Below are 17,830 nucleotides of genomic sequence, written 5' to 3' on the forward strand. Positions count from 1 at the left end.
GATCCGCTCCACGCCCGGCACCAGCGCGCCGACCGCGGCCGAGCCGACCGTCAGCGAGGGTGCGGCCAGCGTGTCACCCGCCACCGGCAGGCCATCATGGCCGACCGCGCGCAGCCAGAGGCCCGTCGCCGTGGCGTCCGTCACCTCGAAGATCCGGCCGGTGCCGTCGATCAGGTAGGTCCCCTCCAGCGTCGACAGCGCGACGCCGGCGGTCGCCTCGACCAGCGTGCGCGTGGTGCCGTCCGTGCCCAAGCGGCTGCCTTCGATGGCGCCCAGCGTGACGTCGCCGGTGAGCGCTGAGACGGCACCGCCGAACGTGCCCTGCGCAACCTCCTGCCCGTCGCTGAACGCGATCACCCGGTCCGGGCTGCCCGACAGCGTCTCGTCCGGGGTCTCGGCCCGCAGCGCCACCGTGCCGTCCGAGGCCGCGAGGCTCTCGATCGTGCCGGTCCATGCGCCGGAGACGAGCTTGTCGCCCACCTGCACGTAGCGCTGGCCACCGGCCGCAAGCTCCGCCGTCAGCCGGTCGGTGGCCGCGGGGCTCGCCTCGGTCACGGTATAGCCACCCGTGGCGGGCACCGTGCCGTTGTCGTTGAGCGCGAACAACTCCTCCGCCGTGCCGAAGGCGCCGACGGGGCCGAGCACGACCAGCGTGCCCGTCTCGTGATCCCAGCTCTGCACGACGCCATAGGTGCCGTCCTGCACCACCGCATCGCCGACCGCGAAGTCGTCGGCCGTCATCGGTGTGTTGCCGCGGTTTATGGTGAGCGTGACCTCGCGCGCCTCGGCACCCGTATCGATCCAGAGCGCCCCACCCTCCAGCGAGAACTGCGGGTCGAAGGCGTTGCCGAGCAGCGCGCGCACCTTGTCGGAGAGACCCACGCCGGAGCCCGCACCGGTCTGCACGTCCATCCCGACCCCGACCGTGAGGCCGGAGCTCGTGAGCAGCCGCGCATCCGCACCGGTCAGCCCGGTCCCGACGATGGCTAGGTCGAGCGCCGCACGCGCCGTCCCGAACACCGAGCCTGCCAGCGAGAAGGCACCCGACAGCGCCTCACCCGCGATCGGGCCGATATCGCCCAGATCGGCGAGGTCGAGGGAGAGCGTCAGCGCCTCCTCGAAGAACTGGTCGAGCGAGAGGCCGACGCGCACCGCCCAGTTGCGGTTGGTCAGATCGCCGAGCTCCGCCGCGAGATCGGCGCGGTTCGCGTCGTCGATCTCCACATAATCGAGGGTGAGCGTGCCTTCGGGCAGCCCCGCCTCCGCCGCCGCCTGCGCGGCCCAGGCCGCGAGGTCATCCGGTTGGCCCGCCGTGTCGAGCGCGTCGATCAGCGCGGTGAGCTTGGCGCGCAGGCCCGTGGCCTCGTCCAGCGTCTGGCCCGCGAAAGGCAGTTCGGTGTCGAGGAACGCGCCCGCCGCGTCGCCATCGACCATCATCTCCAGCGCGCTCTTCAGATGCGCGACCAGCTCGGCCGGGGTCATCACCTTCAGCCGCTCCAGCGCCTCGTCCACCTGCGTCTCGACGGAGGAGAGCGTGATCGTCGGCTTCACCGTGACGAGGGAGGCGAGATCGAAGCTCGGCAGGCTCGCACCCGCGACGAGATCCGCCAGCGTCTCGGTCACGTCGAGCTCTGCGACCTTGAGGCCGCCAGTCGTCGTCCGAACCTCCAGATCGAGGTCGATGGCCGCATCCAGCGTCGGCACCAGGTCGCTGCGGTCGAAGACCGGCAGATCGCCGAGCGTGACGGTGCTCGCCGCCAGTGCCGCGGCCATGGCGGAGGCGTCGCCGCCTTCCACCAGCGCCTGCCCGTCCGCGTCGAGGCCGAAGAGCACGGCGACAACCTCACCGGTCGTTCCATCGACGGACAGGACGCGACCCGCAATCCCGGCCTCGGCAAAGAAGAGGTCCGACGTGGTCGCGCCGGAGGCCTCGCTCAGCGGTTCCAGCCCGGCGAGCACGTCCGCCGCCGCCGTGGTGTCGAGCGTCAGCGTATAGGCGATGCCGGTGGAATCGCCCACCTGCACATCGGTCGCGGTGGCGGCATCGGCAGAGCGGGTGCCGTCATTGTCAACGGCCTCCACCACCACGTCTGTCCACGCGCCAGTCCACTCGCCCGCCGGAACGGCGACGGAGAGGACCGCGCCGTCCGTGCCGAGGATCGGCAGCGCCATGGATTTCGCCACGCTGCCTTCGGTGAAGCTCACCAGCACGTGGGAGTAGTTCGCGAACCGGTCCGCGTCGCCCGCGGTCAGCGTCAGATCCATCTGGGTACTGCCGGCGCGCACCGCGCCGCTGACATCCAGGGCGGAGTTCGCGATCACCCGACGCAGCGCCTCACCCGCCTCGATCTGGGAGGAGACGTCGCCGTCGAGCAGCATCTGCGAGCCCGCCGCGGTGATGACGCCGAAGGCGCCGGTCGCGGCCGCATCCCAATCCGCGCCAGTCGTCCGGCTCAGCCGGTCGAAGAGATCCGCATTGACCACCCGCACCGAGCCACCAAGGGCCGCAGGCTGGCTGAGCGTGACCAGCGTCAGCGCCTCGACCGCACCGGTCGCTGCCGTCACCGCGCCCGCATCGGCAACGGTGCCGGAGATCAGGTGCCGCCCGGCCGCCGTATCGGGCACCGCGAAGCTCAGCGTTGCTGGTCCGTCGCCCGCTGCATTGGTCAGCGCCGCGCGACCGCCCTCGACATAGAGGCCGACGCCGGAGGCACCGCCGAGCGTGAGGCTCGCCGACACGTCCTCCGCCGCGGCACTCAGCGTGAAATCGAGACCCGTCGCGTCACCGATATAGAGCCGCGGCTCGATCAGGTCGGCATCAGTCGCCAGATCGCCCAGCCGCCGCTGCGACAGGTCCACCGGCAGCTCCGCGCCCATGACAAGCGTGCCGGTCACGCCAGCCTCGATACTCGCCTGTGCCGAGAGACCCCCGGCCACGAAATCATCGGAGCCCACGTCGAAGAGATCGGCGAGCGTGAGGTCGAGATTGGCACCCTCGGTCCGCGTATCCTCGAAGGTCAGGCGCATCTCCAGCGCCTGCACCGGCGCGCCTTGCGTCCAGATCGAGCCCGGCTGCGCCGCGAGGCTCAGCACGAAGACCGGCGGGTTGGTCCAGCCGGTGAGCTTCGCGATCTGCTCGTTGACCAGTTCCTCGACGGCGAGGAGCTGGTTGGCATAACCGCCCGTCACGGCCTTCACCGCGTTCAGGCCCGTCTCGATCGCGGTGAAGAGCTGCGCGACCGGCAGCAGGTCCCCGATGGAGCGGCCGGCGATGGGCAGGTCCATCTCGAGGAAGCTGTCGCCGCCGCCGTTCTCCAGCCAGTCGCTCATCCCGTCGGCGAGGCCGATCAGGTCGTCGATGGTCAGCGCCGAGAACTCGTCGAGCTGCGGCATCAGCACCGCGCGCAGGTCGGGCGTGAAGCCGGTGGGCAGGCCCGTGATCTCGAGCGCCGTCTCCACGCTGGAGCCGCCCCAGGCTAAGGAGCCTTCCAGAACCGCGTTCTCGAACGGCGTGATCTGGGTGCCGTTGTCGTCGAACTCGATACGGGTGAGCTCGTCGTTGTAGTCGCGGTAGAGGTCGAGCCCCGCGCGCACCGCGCCCTCGGCCTCGATGGTCAGCGCACCGCCGGAGGCGCGCGTCACCGTGAACCCAGCCCCCGAGGTGTCGAGCTGGTCGGCAAGCGCGTCGTCGGTGAGCGTCGCACCGTCCTTCGACAACAGGATCTCGGAATCGAGCGCCCGCAGGCCGTAGGTGCCGAGGCTGCCCGCGTCGATGGCGAAGCTCACATCGGCGGGGCCGACCCGACCGAGGGTCTTCACATCGAGCAGGGTCTGCTCGCCGGTGCCCCAATCGATGGAGCCGTCAGCCGCTATCTCAACATCGATGTCGAGCGCCAGCGACAGCGCATATTCGAACTGCGCGCCATCGGCGGAGATCTTCAGGAGCGACGGATCCGTAAGGCCGAGGCCCGCCAGTCCTGCCCCCGCAAGGTCGAGCGAGGATAGATCAAGGCCGAGATCCACCAGACCGGCCACGAGCCGGTCGCCGTCGATCGTCAGCGCGAGGGTGCCGGGCGTCGCACCCTCCTCCACCGTGACGAGCAGCTCGTCGGGCGCGAAGAACAGCGGGTTGCCCGCCTCGGTCATCGCGTCGTGAATGATGGCGGCGGCGAATTCCGGCGCGCGGTCGCGGCCTGCCGCCAGCGCATCCTGCGCGGCGGTCAGTGCGACGCGCAGGCCGGTCAGCTCCTCGATGCTCTGCCCGATGCCTGGGAGAACCGTGTCGAGCAGATCATGCGCCCCCGCAGGATCGCCGAGCACCTGTGCCACGATCTCGTCGAAGGCCGTGACGAGGCCCGAGAGGTCGGTCCAGCCCGCGACGCCTGCACCGAACGCATTGCGCGCGGCCTCGACCAGATCGCCGGAGGCGAGCGTGAGGCTCGGCGCCGTAAGCGTTCCGTCTTCGAGCGAGGCTGTCAGCGTCGCGGTGCCCAGATCGGCGGTTGTGCCGCCAAGCTCTGCCTCGACCTCCAGCTCCGTGTCGGAGGTCAGCGAGACGGCCATGGTCGGCTGCACCGCGGTGCCGCCGAGCGTCGGCAGGACGGCGGTCCAGATCGGGTTCTCGCCGCCGAAGCCCACGGAGATGTCCGCCGTCGCCAGCGTCGTGCCAGAGGCTGAGCCCAGCGTCACCGCCGCCCCCGCCGTGCCGAGCAGCGGCAGGTCGAAGGACAGCAGGTCGGCACCCGCCGCAAGCTCCAGCCGCGCTTCCGCATCGATCCGGCTGCCGAAGGTGTCGAGCAGCACCAGCGGGATCGCTTGCGCCGTGTCGATCACCATCGTGGCGACCTCAGAGCCCTGACGGTCCGCGCCATAGACCCGGATCGTGTCGCCGCTCTCCACCGCGCCGGTGGCGAGGACCAGACCGACGGAGCCGGAGCTCACGGCCGGTGAAGCGAGCGTACCGGTGCCGACGACGTCGCCACCGCGCACGACCTCGAACCACGCGCCAGCGGCCGCGCTGCCCACGCCGCCCGTGACGGTGGCGGCGATAGTGCGCAGGTCGATGTCGAGGCGCACCTGCCCCAGCAGCCCCTCCGCATCGCCAAGGGCGGTGCCCGCGGACACCGCGGTGACGGTCGCACTCGTCCCGTCGATCGCGAAGGTCCAGCCGGTGCGATCCGCGTCGTCCCAGGTCGTCCACGTGATGTCGAGATCGGTGCCGGAGATGCCGGTGATCTCACCCATCGCGCGCACGCCGCCCGCATCGGAATACGTGACCGTGTCGCCCACCGATCCCGCGGCGGCGTCCAGCGTCACGGTGTTCTGCCGCTCCTGCGCCACCCGGATCTCGGAGGTCACTGGCAGCTCTAGCGTGTTCAGCCCGGCATCGAGCACCACGCGGTTGAGCACCCAGCCTGTGCGATCAGCGCTGTCGTCCCAGCTCTGCCATTCGACGCGCAGCACGGTGCGGTCGGCCTGCATCTCGACCGCGCGGATCACGCCCTGCGCGCGCAGCACGCCATCGGCATCGCGCCATTCCAGCGGATCGCCCTCGCCCAGCGTGTAGCCGGTGCCGAGGTCCTGCGGCGCGGGATCGATGATCGAGAGCACCCGCTCGTAGCGCCCGACAGCACCTTCGAGCGCCACGGTCACGCCATCCACCGTGGCGTCCGGCAGCGGGATGCCCAAGAGTTCGGAGAACGTCTCCAACCCGATATCGTCGATCGCCGGTGCCGTCGCAGGCGCGCGCAGCTCCAGGATCACGCTCATCATATTGCGCGTGAGGGCATCCACCGTCTCGGGCGCATCGACCACAGCCGTCAGCGTGCCGCCCGACACGCCGGAGAGTGCGTCGTTCAGGATGTCCTGGAGCTGCGCCGCAGCCGTCGACGGCGCGGAGGCGATGGCCGCCTGGATCGCGTCGAGTCCGGCATCGAGATTCAGGAGCTCCGCCAGGGACTTGCCGATCAGCGGCAGCTCCTGGTGCAGCACGTCGGTGCCGGTCGCGCTGAAATCGGCATTGGTGAGGGCAGACAGCGCCGCGTCGAGCTGCGTGGCGAGGTCGGCGAGGTCGAAATCCTCCAGCCCGACCAGCGCCGGGCTCGTCACCGGGGCCAGCGACGGCGGCGTGACCGTGACCTCGGGCGTGGCATCCGCCGCGGCGGTGATCGGATCGGCGGGCAGCGTGCTCTTCTGCCCGAACGTGACGGAGACGGCCGCCGCACTCGGCACCGTCGCATCCGCGGTGGCGGACAGGTCGGCCGACAGCCCGGAGGCGTTCAGCGCGGCATTGGTGGTGACGCTGCCGAGATCCGACCAGCTGTCGCCGAGGTCGAGCGTGACGCTCGCCTGATCCTCAGCCTGCGCCAGCGTGACCGTTGCGGCAGAGAAGTCGAAGCTGACGGCCGTGCCGTCGACGCTCACCTGCGCCGCGCCGCCGGAGCCCGCGCGGTCCAGCGTGATTACACCGGCCGTCCCGTCCGCATCGCGCACGTCGAAGCCGAATCCGGTGCCCGAGCCGATCTGTGTCGTCGCCGGATCGCCGTTCATCGCCAGCACAAAGCGCGGCGCGAGGCGGAGCAGCGCATCGCCCTCCCGCGTCACGCCGCCGCCGATGGCGCTGCCTGCGGGCAGGCCCAGCATCGCCTCGATCGCGGTAGCATCCAGATCCGCCTCCGCCGTGAAGGCCACGTCGAAGATCGGGTTGAGCTCCAGGATGAGCCGCGGCGTCTGCACGCCGCCCACATCCGTCGGCATCACGTCATAGCGCAGCGACACCGCATCCGGCAGGCTCGCATCGTGGCCGGGCTGCGCGTTGACCGCGCCCGCGTCGGCGAACACGCCCTCCAGCGCTGTGACCAGCGCCGAAAGCGCGACGCTGTCCTGATCGGCACCGTTCACCGCGATCCAGTCGGAGAGCGCCTGCAGGCCGAGCCGCTCGAAGAGGGTCACGCCGCCCTGCTCGATGATCCCGGCCAGCGTCAGACCGCCCGCATATGGGACCTCGACGGCGAGCACGTCGCCGAAGAGGTCGCCGGCGAGCCGCGTCTCCAGCGCATCGAGCGCGCCGCCGATGTCGCGCACCACGTTGAAGGAGGTGCCGGGGCGCAAGTCGATCGCGCTCGCGGTCTGCCCGCCGAAATCGCCGACGATGCCGGTCGCGTTGATCGTGCCGTCGGTGAACCGGGCGATGTTCTCGAGCCGCGGCAGCGTGTCGTCGATCAGATCGACGATGATCGCAGACTCCGTACCGCCCGCCCCGTCGCGGGTGTCGATGGCGATGGTCAGGTTCGCGTCGCCGTCCATCTGCGGCAGGATCTCGCCGCTCAGATCAGCGGCGGCGGCGGCAAAGGTCCAGCGCGGCGCGAAGATGAGGCGCGACGTGGCGGATTCCAGCATCTGGAAGGTCTGATCACCGATGGTCACGGTGCTCGTCGAGGCACCGCCATCACCCACCGTGGAGCGGAGCGGGACACCGAGCAGCGGGTTGCCCGCGCTGCCGTCGTTCGGCGTGAGGGCCAGACCGCCCTCGACATGCGAGATCTCCACGAAGCTTTCGAACTGCGCGCCCGTGCGCTTCAGCCCTATATCCACCGTTATGTCGAGATCGGCGACAAGGCGCAGCGCGTCGGGCAGCGCTATGTTCTCGAGGTCGAGGCCCGTGCCCTCCAGATCGAAGAGGTCGGCCACGCCGCTCTCGATCACGGTGCTCAGCACATCCTCCAGCGCCACCGAGTAGCGCAGCTCGTCGAGGAGCCCGTCATTGACCGTCTGCGCGCCGGTCATGCCGGCGATGCTGTCGAGCGCTGCGATCAGCGCGGCCGTGTCGCGCGCATCCTCGACGCCCGCATGGGCCGCGGCACTGACGGCGGCGGCGAGGCGCGTCGCGACCTCCGAGCCCAGCGTGTCGAGCGTGGCCCCGTCCGTGTCGAGGATATCAAGGAAGCTTCGCCCGCCCAGGAGCGGGATCGGAGCCGACATGAAGTCGCTGTCGGAAGCCCCTGTATCCACGGCAGATTTCAGGAGTGCCGTCAGCGGATCATCCGCCGTGCCCGCACCCGTGAGCCAGCCATCGGTGATCCGGTCCGCGGTCTCGTTCAGCGCGGCAGTCAGCTCCGCCTCCGCATCGTTGACGAGGAAGCGCTCCACCCCGTCGATGCCGAGCGCCGCGAAGCCGTCCGCGGTGAAGTCGAGCACCGTTGCCTCACCGCCGATGGTCGTGGGCAGGCGCATCAGCCAGCCCGCCGATGCACTGTCGTCCAACGTCATCAGCGGCACCGCCCCGCCGGGCAGGTCGCTGCCGGGGGCCGCCGTCTCGACCACCGCGCTCAGCGCGAAGGCGCCGCCGGTCGTCGTGACCGGCCCAATCCCGCCGAGGTCCAGGGTCAGCGCCGCGCTGCCGCTGAGCCCCGCGCTGCCATCTGCCAGCGCATCGGGGGAGAAGGTGCCGAGCGCCTGATCGCCCATGACGACGTCGAGGCTCAGCGCCTCGTCCAGATCGGCGAAAGTGGTACGGAAGGTGAGCTTGCCATCCTCGGTCACCAGCTCGACCTTGGCCTGCGCCTTGGCGCTCAGCCGGGTCTTCGCGGTCCGGGACGAGAGGGCCCCGCCGACGGCGAAGGACAGCGCCGAGATGGCGGAGAAGTCGAGCACCCGGTCGGGCAGCGCCACGTTCGAGCGCGAGAAATCGACCGTGTAGCCCGAGGCCGCGTCGCCGCTGATCCCGAAGCCGGTCAGCGCGTTCAGATCGGCGAGGAAGTCGGAGAGCGTGTCACTGCCGGCCCCCGCCTCGATCGCGTCGGTCAGCGCCGTCCGCATCCACTCATCGAGGTCGTCGGCCCCGGCGGCCCCCGTTGCGAGGTCATAAAGGGAAACGCCCAGCGGCGGAACGGTGGCGGCGAGGTCCGGGATCGCCCCCAGCGCATCGAGCCATGCGCCCGCGAAATCCGCATCCACGGTGGACAGCTTGAGCTGGTAGAGCGCCGCGATATCGTCCGCCGCATCCAGGAAGCCCGCCGTCCCGGTGTCGAGCGCGCGCAGGTCGCGCAGCGCATCGGCGCCGGAGAAGCTGAGCGTGTAGACGCCGTTGAGCTCCGCCAGCGCCGCCGTCAGCCCGCCCGCATTGCGCGGATCGGCGAAGGACAGCTCGAAGGTCGCTGTGGCGGTGGTGTCCGTCTCCGGCTGCCAGATACCGCCCGTCAGCTCCAGCCCCTGCCGGATCTCGACGGTCAGGATCGTGCCGGTACCTCCCTCGGCCTGCGCCAGAAGCACCGACGGTTCGCCCGGCAGGTCGCTGTCGAGGCGCGCCCAGATCGGGTCGCCATCGCTCGCAATCTCCAGCGCAGGGCGCATCTTCAGCCCAATACTGAGGTCGGTGTCAGGGGTAAGGTCCCCGGCCGCGAAGCTCATGGTCAGATCGAGGCCGACCGTCGCTTCTGTCGTGCGCTCCCCGACGCCGCGCAACATCGCGATCTCGTCATAGAGTCCGCGGGCCGCCGCGATGTCGCGCAGCTCGAACTCGTCGAAGGCCAGCGTCAGCGCGCGGGTGGCGGTGTCGTAGCTGAGGAACGTGCCGCTGCCCGGCGTCCAGCCGAGGGCCGCGTCGTCCACCGTGCTCTCGCCACGGAACTGCGACTGGGTGATACCCGCGATGATGGATTGCAGCGCGGCTCCGGTGCGGCTGGCCGGGTCGAGCGTCGCCCAGGCATCCGCAATTTCCGTTCCGACGCGCGCGATGAGCGCGGGCAGCGCGCCGTCCGCCTGCCCCACTCCGGCGAGGTCGGCGAGGCTGACGATGTCGTCGGTCCCGGTGCCGTCGGTCTCGCCCACGCGCAGGATCGGAACCTGCGTCTGGGGCACCGCCTCGGGACGCAAGCCGGGCGTGACCACGGTCTTGTCGTTGCCGCCGACGGGCGCTTCGGCAAGCTGCCGCTCCAGCGCCAGCAGACCCATCGCGGCCATGCCATCGGCGGCCACCGGGTGGTTCGCCGGGAGCCGGTCGAGCACGTCGCCCGCCCAGGTCGCATCGACCCAGGCGCCCGCATCGCCGTCGCGCGCCGCCTGAAGCACGGCGCGGGCCGAAGGCTCGGTCGTGCCGAGGAGCTGGCTGTCGCTCAGCAGGAAGCTGGGCGCCCCCGTGCCGCTGCTGCCGATCACGTAGTCGCCGGTGAACATGTCCGCGAGGTCGCCCTCGCCGAAGTCGAGCGGCAGGCGCATCATCCATGCGTTGTTCGTGGTGCCGTCGGTGGTGTCCTGTGTGACCGAAAGGCGGATGCGATCGAGCCCGGCCTCAGGCGCCACGGCGAACGGCCCGTCGGTGAAGCTCGCGCGGGAGGGGGTGAGGGTCGCGAGCGCCGCGACCGCCTGCGGATCGGCCCAGGTCAGGCGCAGCGCGCCACCATCCGTGTCGATGGTGAAGAGGCTCTCGTCATAGCCCTCCGCCGCGCGCAGCGCCTCGGCGAGCGCATCAATGGTGGCGTCGGCGAGCCGTTCGGTTTCGAGTGTCAGCCCGCCCGCATTGAGGCTGTAGCCGGTGCCCGCGCGCGGCGTGGCGGCGAGGCGCTGGACCTCAACGACAGCGTCCTGTCCCGCGGTCAGGGTCGGCGTCACGGCGCCGGACGGTCCGGCAAGCGTGGCGCTTTCGGACTGCACGCCGTCTTCCTCCCAGACCAGCGTCAGCAGGCCGTCGACGGCGGTCAGCTTGGCGGGCAGGTCATCGTAGCCCGTCTCGGCGCGCAGGCCGGAGATCAGCTCGGCCAGCGTCGGGGCGGAGGTAAAGCTCGCCGTCACGCTCGTCGCGCCGATGGTCAGAGTGTAGTCGCCAGCCTCAAGTGCCGGATCGAAGCTCACCGTCTGCGCGGAGGCCGCCTGCCCGGTTGCATCGCGCGTCGCCTCGACGCTCAGCGACGTCGCAGGCGACAGGTCTAGCATCGCCGCGTGCGACATCACCTGCGTGGTCGACGCCGCCGCGTAGGTCAGCGCAACCCGGCTCGCGAGACGCGCCTGCCCCTCGGCCGCGGCTCCGTCGAGAGCGGAGAGGCCGAGCGCGGTCCAGTCGGCCGTCTCCGGCAGCATATCCGCCGGCAGATCGGCCATGGTCCCGTCGAGGATCAGCTCCGCCGTCAGCTCACCCGTCCCGTCGAAGGACAGCGCAAGGCCGCTGAAGAGGGACAGCACGCGATCGGTCAGGACGCCCTGCGCCGTGGTCTGTTCCGCCGTGGTCAGCGTGGAGAAGGTACCGGAGGTCACGGCCGCCGCAAGGCGCGTCTCGATCCCCGCGCGCACAGCGTCGAGGTCCTGTGCCGAGCCGAGGAAGGCGGCGACGAGGCTCGCCCGCTCCGCGCTGCTCAGATCGGTGACGAAATTCGCAATGACGTCACTGCGCTCCGCCTCGAGTTCGGCCACACGCGCAGCAAAAGCGGCGTGGCCAGCATCGAGCGCGGCCGCCGAAATCGCATCGGTCACGTCGGCAAGCCCGTTCGCCAGCCAATCGAACGGATCCGTCTCTCCGCCCAGCTTCGCCACCAGCGAGCTTTCGATTGCGGACAGAGCCCAGTTCGCGTCGGTGGGCACAGTGATGCCATCGAACGCGCCGCTGGCCTCGAAGACGTCGGTCAGCGCGGCAAGGGCCGCGTCGATGGCGGGCCGGTCGGCCACGTCCGTCGCCGCCCGGTCCTTCAGCAGATCCTCGATCAGGCGCAGGTTGGACGTCGCCACATCGTCGAGGCGCAGGCCCGCGACCTCCTCCAGCGACAGGGCGGAGGCCTGGATGTCGCCCCAGTGGCTCTCCAGCACCCAGTCGCCGCCGAGGGTCGCATGACCCGTCGCATCGTCGGACGCGGCCACATCGGCGCCGGTCAGCGAGGCCAGCCGCTTCGGCAGCAGCCCGTCAGCCAGGTCGCAGGCATAGAGCATCAGGTCACCGCCCGGTGCCAGCGCATCGCCAAGCGCCTGCACCACCGGATCGTCGCCGGTCACCTCGGCCGACATCAGCTCCGTGCCGAGCGTCAAACCCGCCGCGTTGCCGTGGGTGAGCCAGTGGATCGCGTCGCGCTCCCCACCCTCACCCAGCGCCGCCACGATCTCCTCCGCCGAGGAGACGATGGCAAAGCTCTTCTCAGCCGACGGATCGGCGCTGAAGCCCGCGGCCTCCAGCGCATCCACGATGTCGTCGAGACTGCCGGCGCGCGTGTCGATCAGGGCCAGCTCGCGTGGGGCGGCGGTCTCCTGCTCGGTCGAGGCGGCGGTGGTCTCGGGCGACGGCGCGGGGGCATCGATCTCACGCTCGAACGCCGGAGGCTCGTCAGGGAGCTCCGGCGCAAGTGGGATCAGATCGACGGACAGAAGGACCCGTTGTTCGAGGCTTTCGACGTGCAGCTTCCGACGGGTCCGGCCGGCACGCGGCCCTCTGAGCATTCTGTTCATTCTGTCCGCTCCCTGTTCATTGCCCCACGCAATCAGGCGGTTAGTTGGGTCTTCAGTTGTTCAGCATCGCCACCGCGTCTTCGGCGGGCGCTCCGTTGGTGGCGAGCCCCGCGACGAGCTCGACCATCTCCAGGTCGAGCTCCCCCGTGGCCCGCTTCCGGGCGATCATGGCGAGAAGGAAATTCCGGCGTGCGGTCTGCTGCGCGACCATGGCGTCGATCATCGCGTAGCGGGTCTGTGCGGTGAGCACGGCATTGGCGAGGCCCGCGTCGAACTCCTGCCGGGCGAGGCGCAGCGCGACGGCGCGGGCGTCGATGACGCGATCGAGGCGGCGGTCATTGTCCCAGAGCGTCGCCTGCGCGTCTGTTGCAGTGTCGAGCGTGCGCAGGATGTCGCGCAGGTCCGCCTCGCGCAGGTGGCGCAGTTCGGAGGCCTCGGCCCGCTCCCGCCGCGCAGCCGCCCCGCGGCGACCACCCTGATAGAGCGCCCAGTTGGCGTTGAGCGCGATGGTCTGCGTCTCGGTCTCGCTCGCCCCGTCGAAGAGCGAGCCGCCGCGGTCCACATTCTCCTGCGCGATGTCCAGCGTGATGCGCGGGTAGTACTGACCGCGGGCGCTGTCGATCTCCCGCACGGCGGCGGCGATGGAGCGTTCGAGGGCGCGGATGTCAGGGTTCTCCCGCACCTTCTGCCGCTCTTCTTCGGTCAGAGGGCCGGGCTCGGGCAGCGCGCCGTCGCGGCTGAGACCGAGGATGCGGGGGCACGCCGTCTCGATCGCGGCGCGGCAGAACGCATCGGTGCGGCTGGCGTAATCCCGCGCCGCGACCTCGCGATCCGTCTCGGCCTGGGCGAGGTCCGCCACGGTGTCGGCGCGCTCGGAGGCGCGCAGGCGGCCGGCTTCGACCTCGCGCTGCTGGACGATGTTGAGCGCGCGGAAATAGTCGTAGGCGGCATCGGCGAGCTGGAACCGCTCCAGCGCCTCCACCCCATCGAGATAGAGCGTCAGCACCTGGTCGAGCTCGTCCTGCACGGCCGCCTCGGCGAGGGCGGCAGCCGCCTCACGCTCCTCCTTCGCCACGTCGATATCGGCGCTGGCCGACGCGTCGTAGATCGTCTGGGAGAGGTTGAGGCTCTGCGTGTCGACCTCGAAATCACTCTGGTTGCCGCTGAACGACGGCTGAGAGGAGAAGAGGATGTCCTGGTTCACCTGCTCCCGCTCGAAGTTGAGTGCGAGCGACGGCAGGAAGGCGGCGCGCTGCTCGCGGATCCGGGCCTGCGCGCCGTCCACCGCGAACTGGGCCGCGACGACCCGCGGGCTCTGATCGACAGCCTGCTGCGCGAAGAGGAGCAGGTTGGTCCCACCCTCGGGCACGGTCGACCCCAGGGGAACAGGCTCGACGACCGGCTGGCTTTCGGCCGCAGCCTCGGCGCGCAGCACCGGCGGCACGATCAGCTCGGGCGATGATGCCTGCGTCGCCGTGAAAGAGTTCTGGCAAGAGCAGAGTGCAGCTACGAGCACCCCGCAGGCCGCGAAACGCGCCTGTCCCTTCATTCCAATTTCCGTCCCCACGAACAGCCGCGGTCGGCGGCCTCTATCTCTGGTCATTATATCGATCGTTTCCAATTTATTTGTGCGAATTACTACACACTTGCAAATAGTTAAATCGCACAACCTATGGTTGTTCTATGCCTATAACTGGTATCGACATTAGATCCGGCGGAAATGAGGCAGCTCTACGGCCGTGATCGCCATGTGGCAGAGGCGGCACAGGCTGATGGACCTGTTGTATTTGCGAGAAAAGATCCGGCTCGAAGCGCGACGAAGATGACGACTGAAACGGCGGATCGGCGCCACGACGTCGCATTAGCAGAAACGCGGTAGCCTCTGCCGCCAGGCCACGTCATAGGGCGCTCGCGGCAGGGTTGTGAAAAGCGGTCCCGGAGAAAGGTTAACGTCTACGATCCGGACGAATCGTAGGTCCACCGGTAACCCGGCGGCGTCGGCCCCTTGTTGCGGCCGCCCTGCTGCGTCTGCTCCCACGCGTGAGCAAGGATCCCCACCGAGCGGGAGAGCACGAAGATCCCGCGCGCTAGCGGCGCGTCGAAGCCGAGCTCGGCGAAGATGACGGCCGTCGCGCCGTCGATGTTCATCGGGATGGGCTTGCCGGCGGCACGGCTGAGCGCCGCCTCGATTCCTTCTGCAATCTCAACGAACCGGCCGTCGCAATGGCCCCCGTCACGCGCCTCGCGGACGAGCTGCATCAGGCGTGGTGCCCGCGGATCGGTGGGTTTGTGGAAGCGATGGCCGAAGCCCGGCACGTACTTCCCATGCTCCGCCCGCCAGTCCTGCAAGGTGGCGTCCAGATCACCTCGCGCCGCCACGCACTGGTAGAGCGCCACGGCCTGTTCCCCTGCCCCGCCATGCACGTCGCCCAGCATGTTGATGCCGGTGGCCATGGCGGATTGCAGCCCGACGCCACAGGTCGCGGCCATCCGCGCCGCGGCGATGGAGGGTGCCTGCGGACCATGGTCGACCGCGGCCACCAACGCGGCCTCCAGCAGCCGCGCCTGGCCGTCGCTCGGCACGTCGCCCCGCAGCATGAGCCAGATCATCTGCGGGAAGGTCAGCGTGCCGATCAGCTCCTCGATGGGACGGCCGCGAAACGCGATGCGGCCCGGCTCCATGTCGATGATCGCCGTGCGCCACCAGTCCGAAACGTCGCTCATAGGATGCCCTTCCCGGCGAGTGCCGCGATCTCGTCGGGGCTGAGCCCCAGCGCGCCGAACACCGCTTCGTTGTCCTGTCCCAGCGCGGGCGGTGCGGAGCCTGCCACCGGCCGCACGCCGTCGCTGACCACCGGCGAGGCGAGGAGCGGCAGGCCCTCCACTTCGGCGACGAGGCCCCGGCCGCGGACCTGCTCGGTCTCCAGCACCTGCGGCACGCTCAGCACCGGCCCCGTCGGCACGCCGAGTGCGTTGAGCGGGTCGATCCAGTGCTCCGCGGGCTTCGTCGTCAGCACCGCCTCCAGTTCCGCCCGCAGCGCGTGGCGGTTGGCCTTGCGATGCTCCCGCGTCGCGTAGTCCGGCCGCTCGATCAGCTCCGGCAGACCCAGATGCCGGGCCAGCGCCTCCCACTGCTCATCGCGGTTGGCGGCGATGTTGATCGGCATGTCGGCGGTCGCGAAGCAGCCCGACGGCGCGGAGGTCGGGTTCTCGTTGCCCACGGGCTGCGGATCGGTGCCGGCGAGCAGATGGTTCGACACCACCCAACCCATAGAGGAGATCACCGCCTCGGTCATCGAGATGTCGAGCACGCCGCCCCGCGGTTCCTCCGCCAGCTTCGCCGCGATGGCGAAGGCGGCGGTCATGCCGCCCATCGTGTCGGCCAGCGGATAGCCGACGCGCAGCGGAGCGCTGTCGGCGTCGCCGGTGACCGACATCACGCCCGAGACGCCCTGCACGATCTGGTCATAGGCGGGTTTGCCGCGCCACGGCCCATCCTGACCGAAGCCGGAGATGGCGCAGTAGATCAGCCGGGGGTTCTCGGCGCGCAGCGTCTCGGGCCCGAGGCCAAGGCGCTCCATCACGCCGGGGCGGAAGTTTTCCACCAGCACGTCGGCGGTGCGCACGAGGCGGCGGAGCAGCTCCTTGCCCTCCTCCGCCTTCAGATCGAGGGTGACCGAGCGTTTCCCGGCGTTCTGCGCGAGGAAGCTCACGCCCATGCCCGCCGCGTTCCGCTCCGGATCCGCGCCGAGTTGCCGGGCGAGGTCACCGCCTCCCGGCCGCTCGACCTTGATGACCTCCGCCCCCATCAGCCCGAGCTGGTAGCAGCAATAGGGCCCCGCGAGCACGTTGGTCAGGTCGAGGACGCGGATCCCCGCAAGCGGCTCAGTCCCCATCCGCCACGCCCGCGGCCCGCGCCTTGGCCCGCCGCGCGCGGAAGCCCGGCAGCAGCACCAGCCCGACCGCGAGCACCAGAAGGCCCAAGGTCATCGGCCGCTCCCAGATGAAGTCGATGCCGCCATAGAGCTGCATGGACCGCGCGAAGTTGTCCTCCAGCATCCGCCCAAGGATGAAGCCGATCAGCAGCGGCGCCAGCGGATAGTCGGCAAAGCGCAGGATCGTCGCACAGACGCCGAGACCTACGAGCAGCAGCAGCTCCGTCGCGTTGTTCTGCCCGATATAGGCTCCCATCAGGGTGAAGAAGAGGATGAACGGGATCAGGTAATTCCGTGGAACCGCGAGGATTTTCGCAATGTAGGGGATCAGCGGCAGGTTCAGGACAAGGAGCACCAGATTGCCCAGATACATCGAGATGATGACCGACCAGAAGATCTGCGGCTCGTCGATCATCAACCGCGGCCCGGGCGTCACGTTGAGCGCGATCAGCGCGCCGAGCAGGATCGCCGTGGTGCCCGAGCCCGGAATGCCGAGCGTGAGCAGCGGCACGAAGGAGCCGGTGCAGGCGGCGTTGTTCGCCGTCTCGGGGGCCGCGAGGCCCTTGACCGAGCCCTTACCGAATTCCTCCTGCTCCTTCTTCGGCGCGAGGTTCCGCTCCACCGCGTAGCCGAGGAAGGAGGCGATGGTCGCACCCGCCCCCGGCAGCACGCCGATGAAGAAACCCTGGACCGACTGGCGCCCGACCACCGGTGCGATGGCCTTTGCCTCGGCCCGGGTGATGCGCAGGTTGTCGATCTTGCCGCCGCCGCCCTCCGTCTTGGACCGCGCGGGGTTGAGGACGAGGAACAGCGCCTCGGGCAGCGCGAACATCGCCATGGCCAGCGTGATGAAGGAAAGGCCCGATTGCAGGTCCATCAGCCCCATCGTGAAGCGCGGCATATTGAAGAGCGCCCCCTCGCCCACGGTGGCGAGGATCAGGCCGACCAGCGTCATCAGGATCGCCTTGCCCACCTGCCCCGACCCCGCGAAGGCCGCGATGGCAGAGAGCCCCAGCACCATCAGCGCGAAGTACTCGGCGGAGTGGAAGAGCAGTGCCACCGAGCTCAGCGCCGGTGCGAAGATCATCAGGTAGATGGCGCCGAGCGACCCGCCGGCGAAGGAGGCGATGGCGGCGATCGTCAGCGCCTTGCCCGCCTTGCCCTGCCGCGCCATCGGGTAGCCGTCGAAGCTGGTGGCGACGGTGCCCGCGACCCCCGGCGCGTTGAGCAGGATGGAGGAGGTGGAGCCGCCGAAGATCGCACCGTAATAGACGCCCGCCAGCAGGATCAGCGCGGCGGACGGATCGCCGATGGAAATGGCGACCGGGATCATGATCGCGATGATCGACATCGGGCCGAGGCCCGGCAGCATCCCGATGAACGTGCCGATCAGGCAGCCGCCGATCACCATCAGGATGTTCTGGATGGAAAAGGCCGTCGAAAGGCCGAGCATAAGTCCTTCGATCATGGCC

The 17,830-nt window shown here is 69.8% G+C and carries 5 protein-coding genes (1 of these 5 running past the window's edge); all 5 read right to left on the bottom strand.

Features of this window, described 5'->3' with window-relative positions:
- Positions 1 to 12,423: the beginning of a DUF4347 domain-containing protein gene (locus I0K15_RS00120; RefSeq protein WP_196103428.1), read on the bottom strand. The gene continues 23,649 nt to the left of window position 1, outside the view; the window shows 12,423 of its 36,072 coding nt (coding positions 1-12,423); it begins with the start codon at positions 12,421 to 12,423; its stop codon lies off the left edge, out of view.
- 52 nt (positions 12,424 to 12,475) lie between these two features.
- Positions 12,476 to 13,972: a TolC family protein gene (locus I0K15_RS00125; protein ID WP_196103429.1), complete on the bottom strand. Its 1,497-nt coding sequence runs from the start codon at positions 13,970 to 13,972 to the stop codon at positions 12,476 to 12,478.
- A 404-nt stretch (positions 13,973 to 14,376) separates the two neighbouring features.
- The gene (locus tag I0K15_RS00130) at positions 14,377 to 15,147 is read right to left on the bottom strand and encodes a citryl-CoA lyase (protein WP_196103430.1); all 771 of its coding nucleotides are present in this window, start codon (positions 15,145 to 15,147) and stop codon (positions 14,377 to 14,379) included.
- A complete protein-coding gene (locus I0K15_RS00135; RefSeq protein WP_196103431.1) occupies positions 15,144 to 16,319 on the bottom strand; it encodes a CaiB/BaiF CoA transferase family protein in 1,176 nt (391 codons plus the stop codon). Before I0K15_RS00135 ends, I0K15_RS00130 begins: the two co-directional genes overlap by 4 nt.
- Positions 16,309 to 17,826 carry a tripartite tricarboxylate transporter permease gene (locus I0K15_RS00140; protein WP_196103432.1) on the bottom strand — a complete coding sequence of 506 codons (1,518 nt, stop codon included), beginning with the start codon at positions 17,824 to 17,826 and terminating at the stop codon, positions 16,309 to 16,311. Before I0K15_RS00140 ends, I0K15_RS00135 begins: the two co-directional genes overlap by 11 nt.
- Positions 17,827 to 17,830: the final 4 nt, after the last annotated feature.

Origin of the sequence: Pontivivens ytuae (assembly GCF_015679265.1) — a bacterium.
Classification (GTDB): Bacteria; Pseudomonadota; Alphaproteobacteria; order Rhodobacterales; family Rhodobacteraceae; genus Pontivivens; species Pontivivens ytuae.

Excerpts from the sequence above, each read along its gene's own strand:
- I0K15_RS00125 (WP_196103429.1), bottom strand. The coding sequence starts at position 13,972 with ATGAAGGGACAGGCGCGTTTCGCGGCCTGCGGGGTGCTCGTAGCTGCA.
- I0K15_RS00130 (WP_196103430.1), bottom strand. The coding sequence starts at position 15,147 with ATGAGCGACGTTTCGGACTGGTGGCGCACGGCGATCATCGACATGGAG.
- I0K15_RS00135 (WP_196103431.1), bottom strand. The coding sequence starts at position 16,319 with ATGGGGACTGAGCCGCTTGCGGGGATCCGCGTCCTCGACCTGACCAAC.
- I0K15_RS00140 (WP_196103432.1), bottom strand. The coding sequence starts at position 17,826 with ATGATCGAAGGACTTATGCTCGGCCTTTCGACGGCCTTTTCCATCCAG.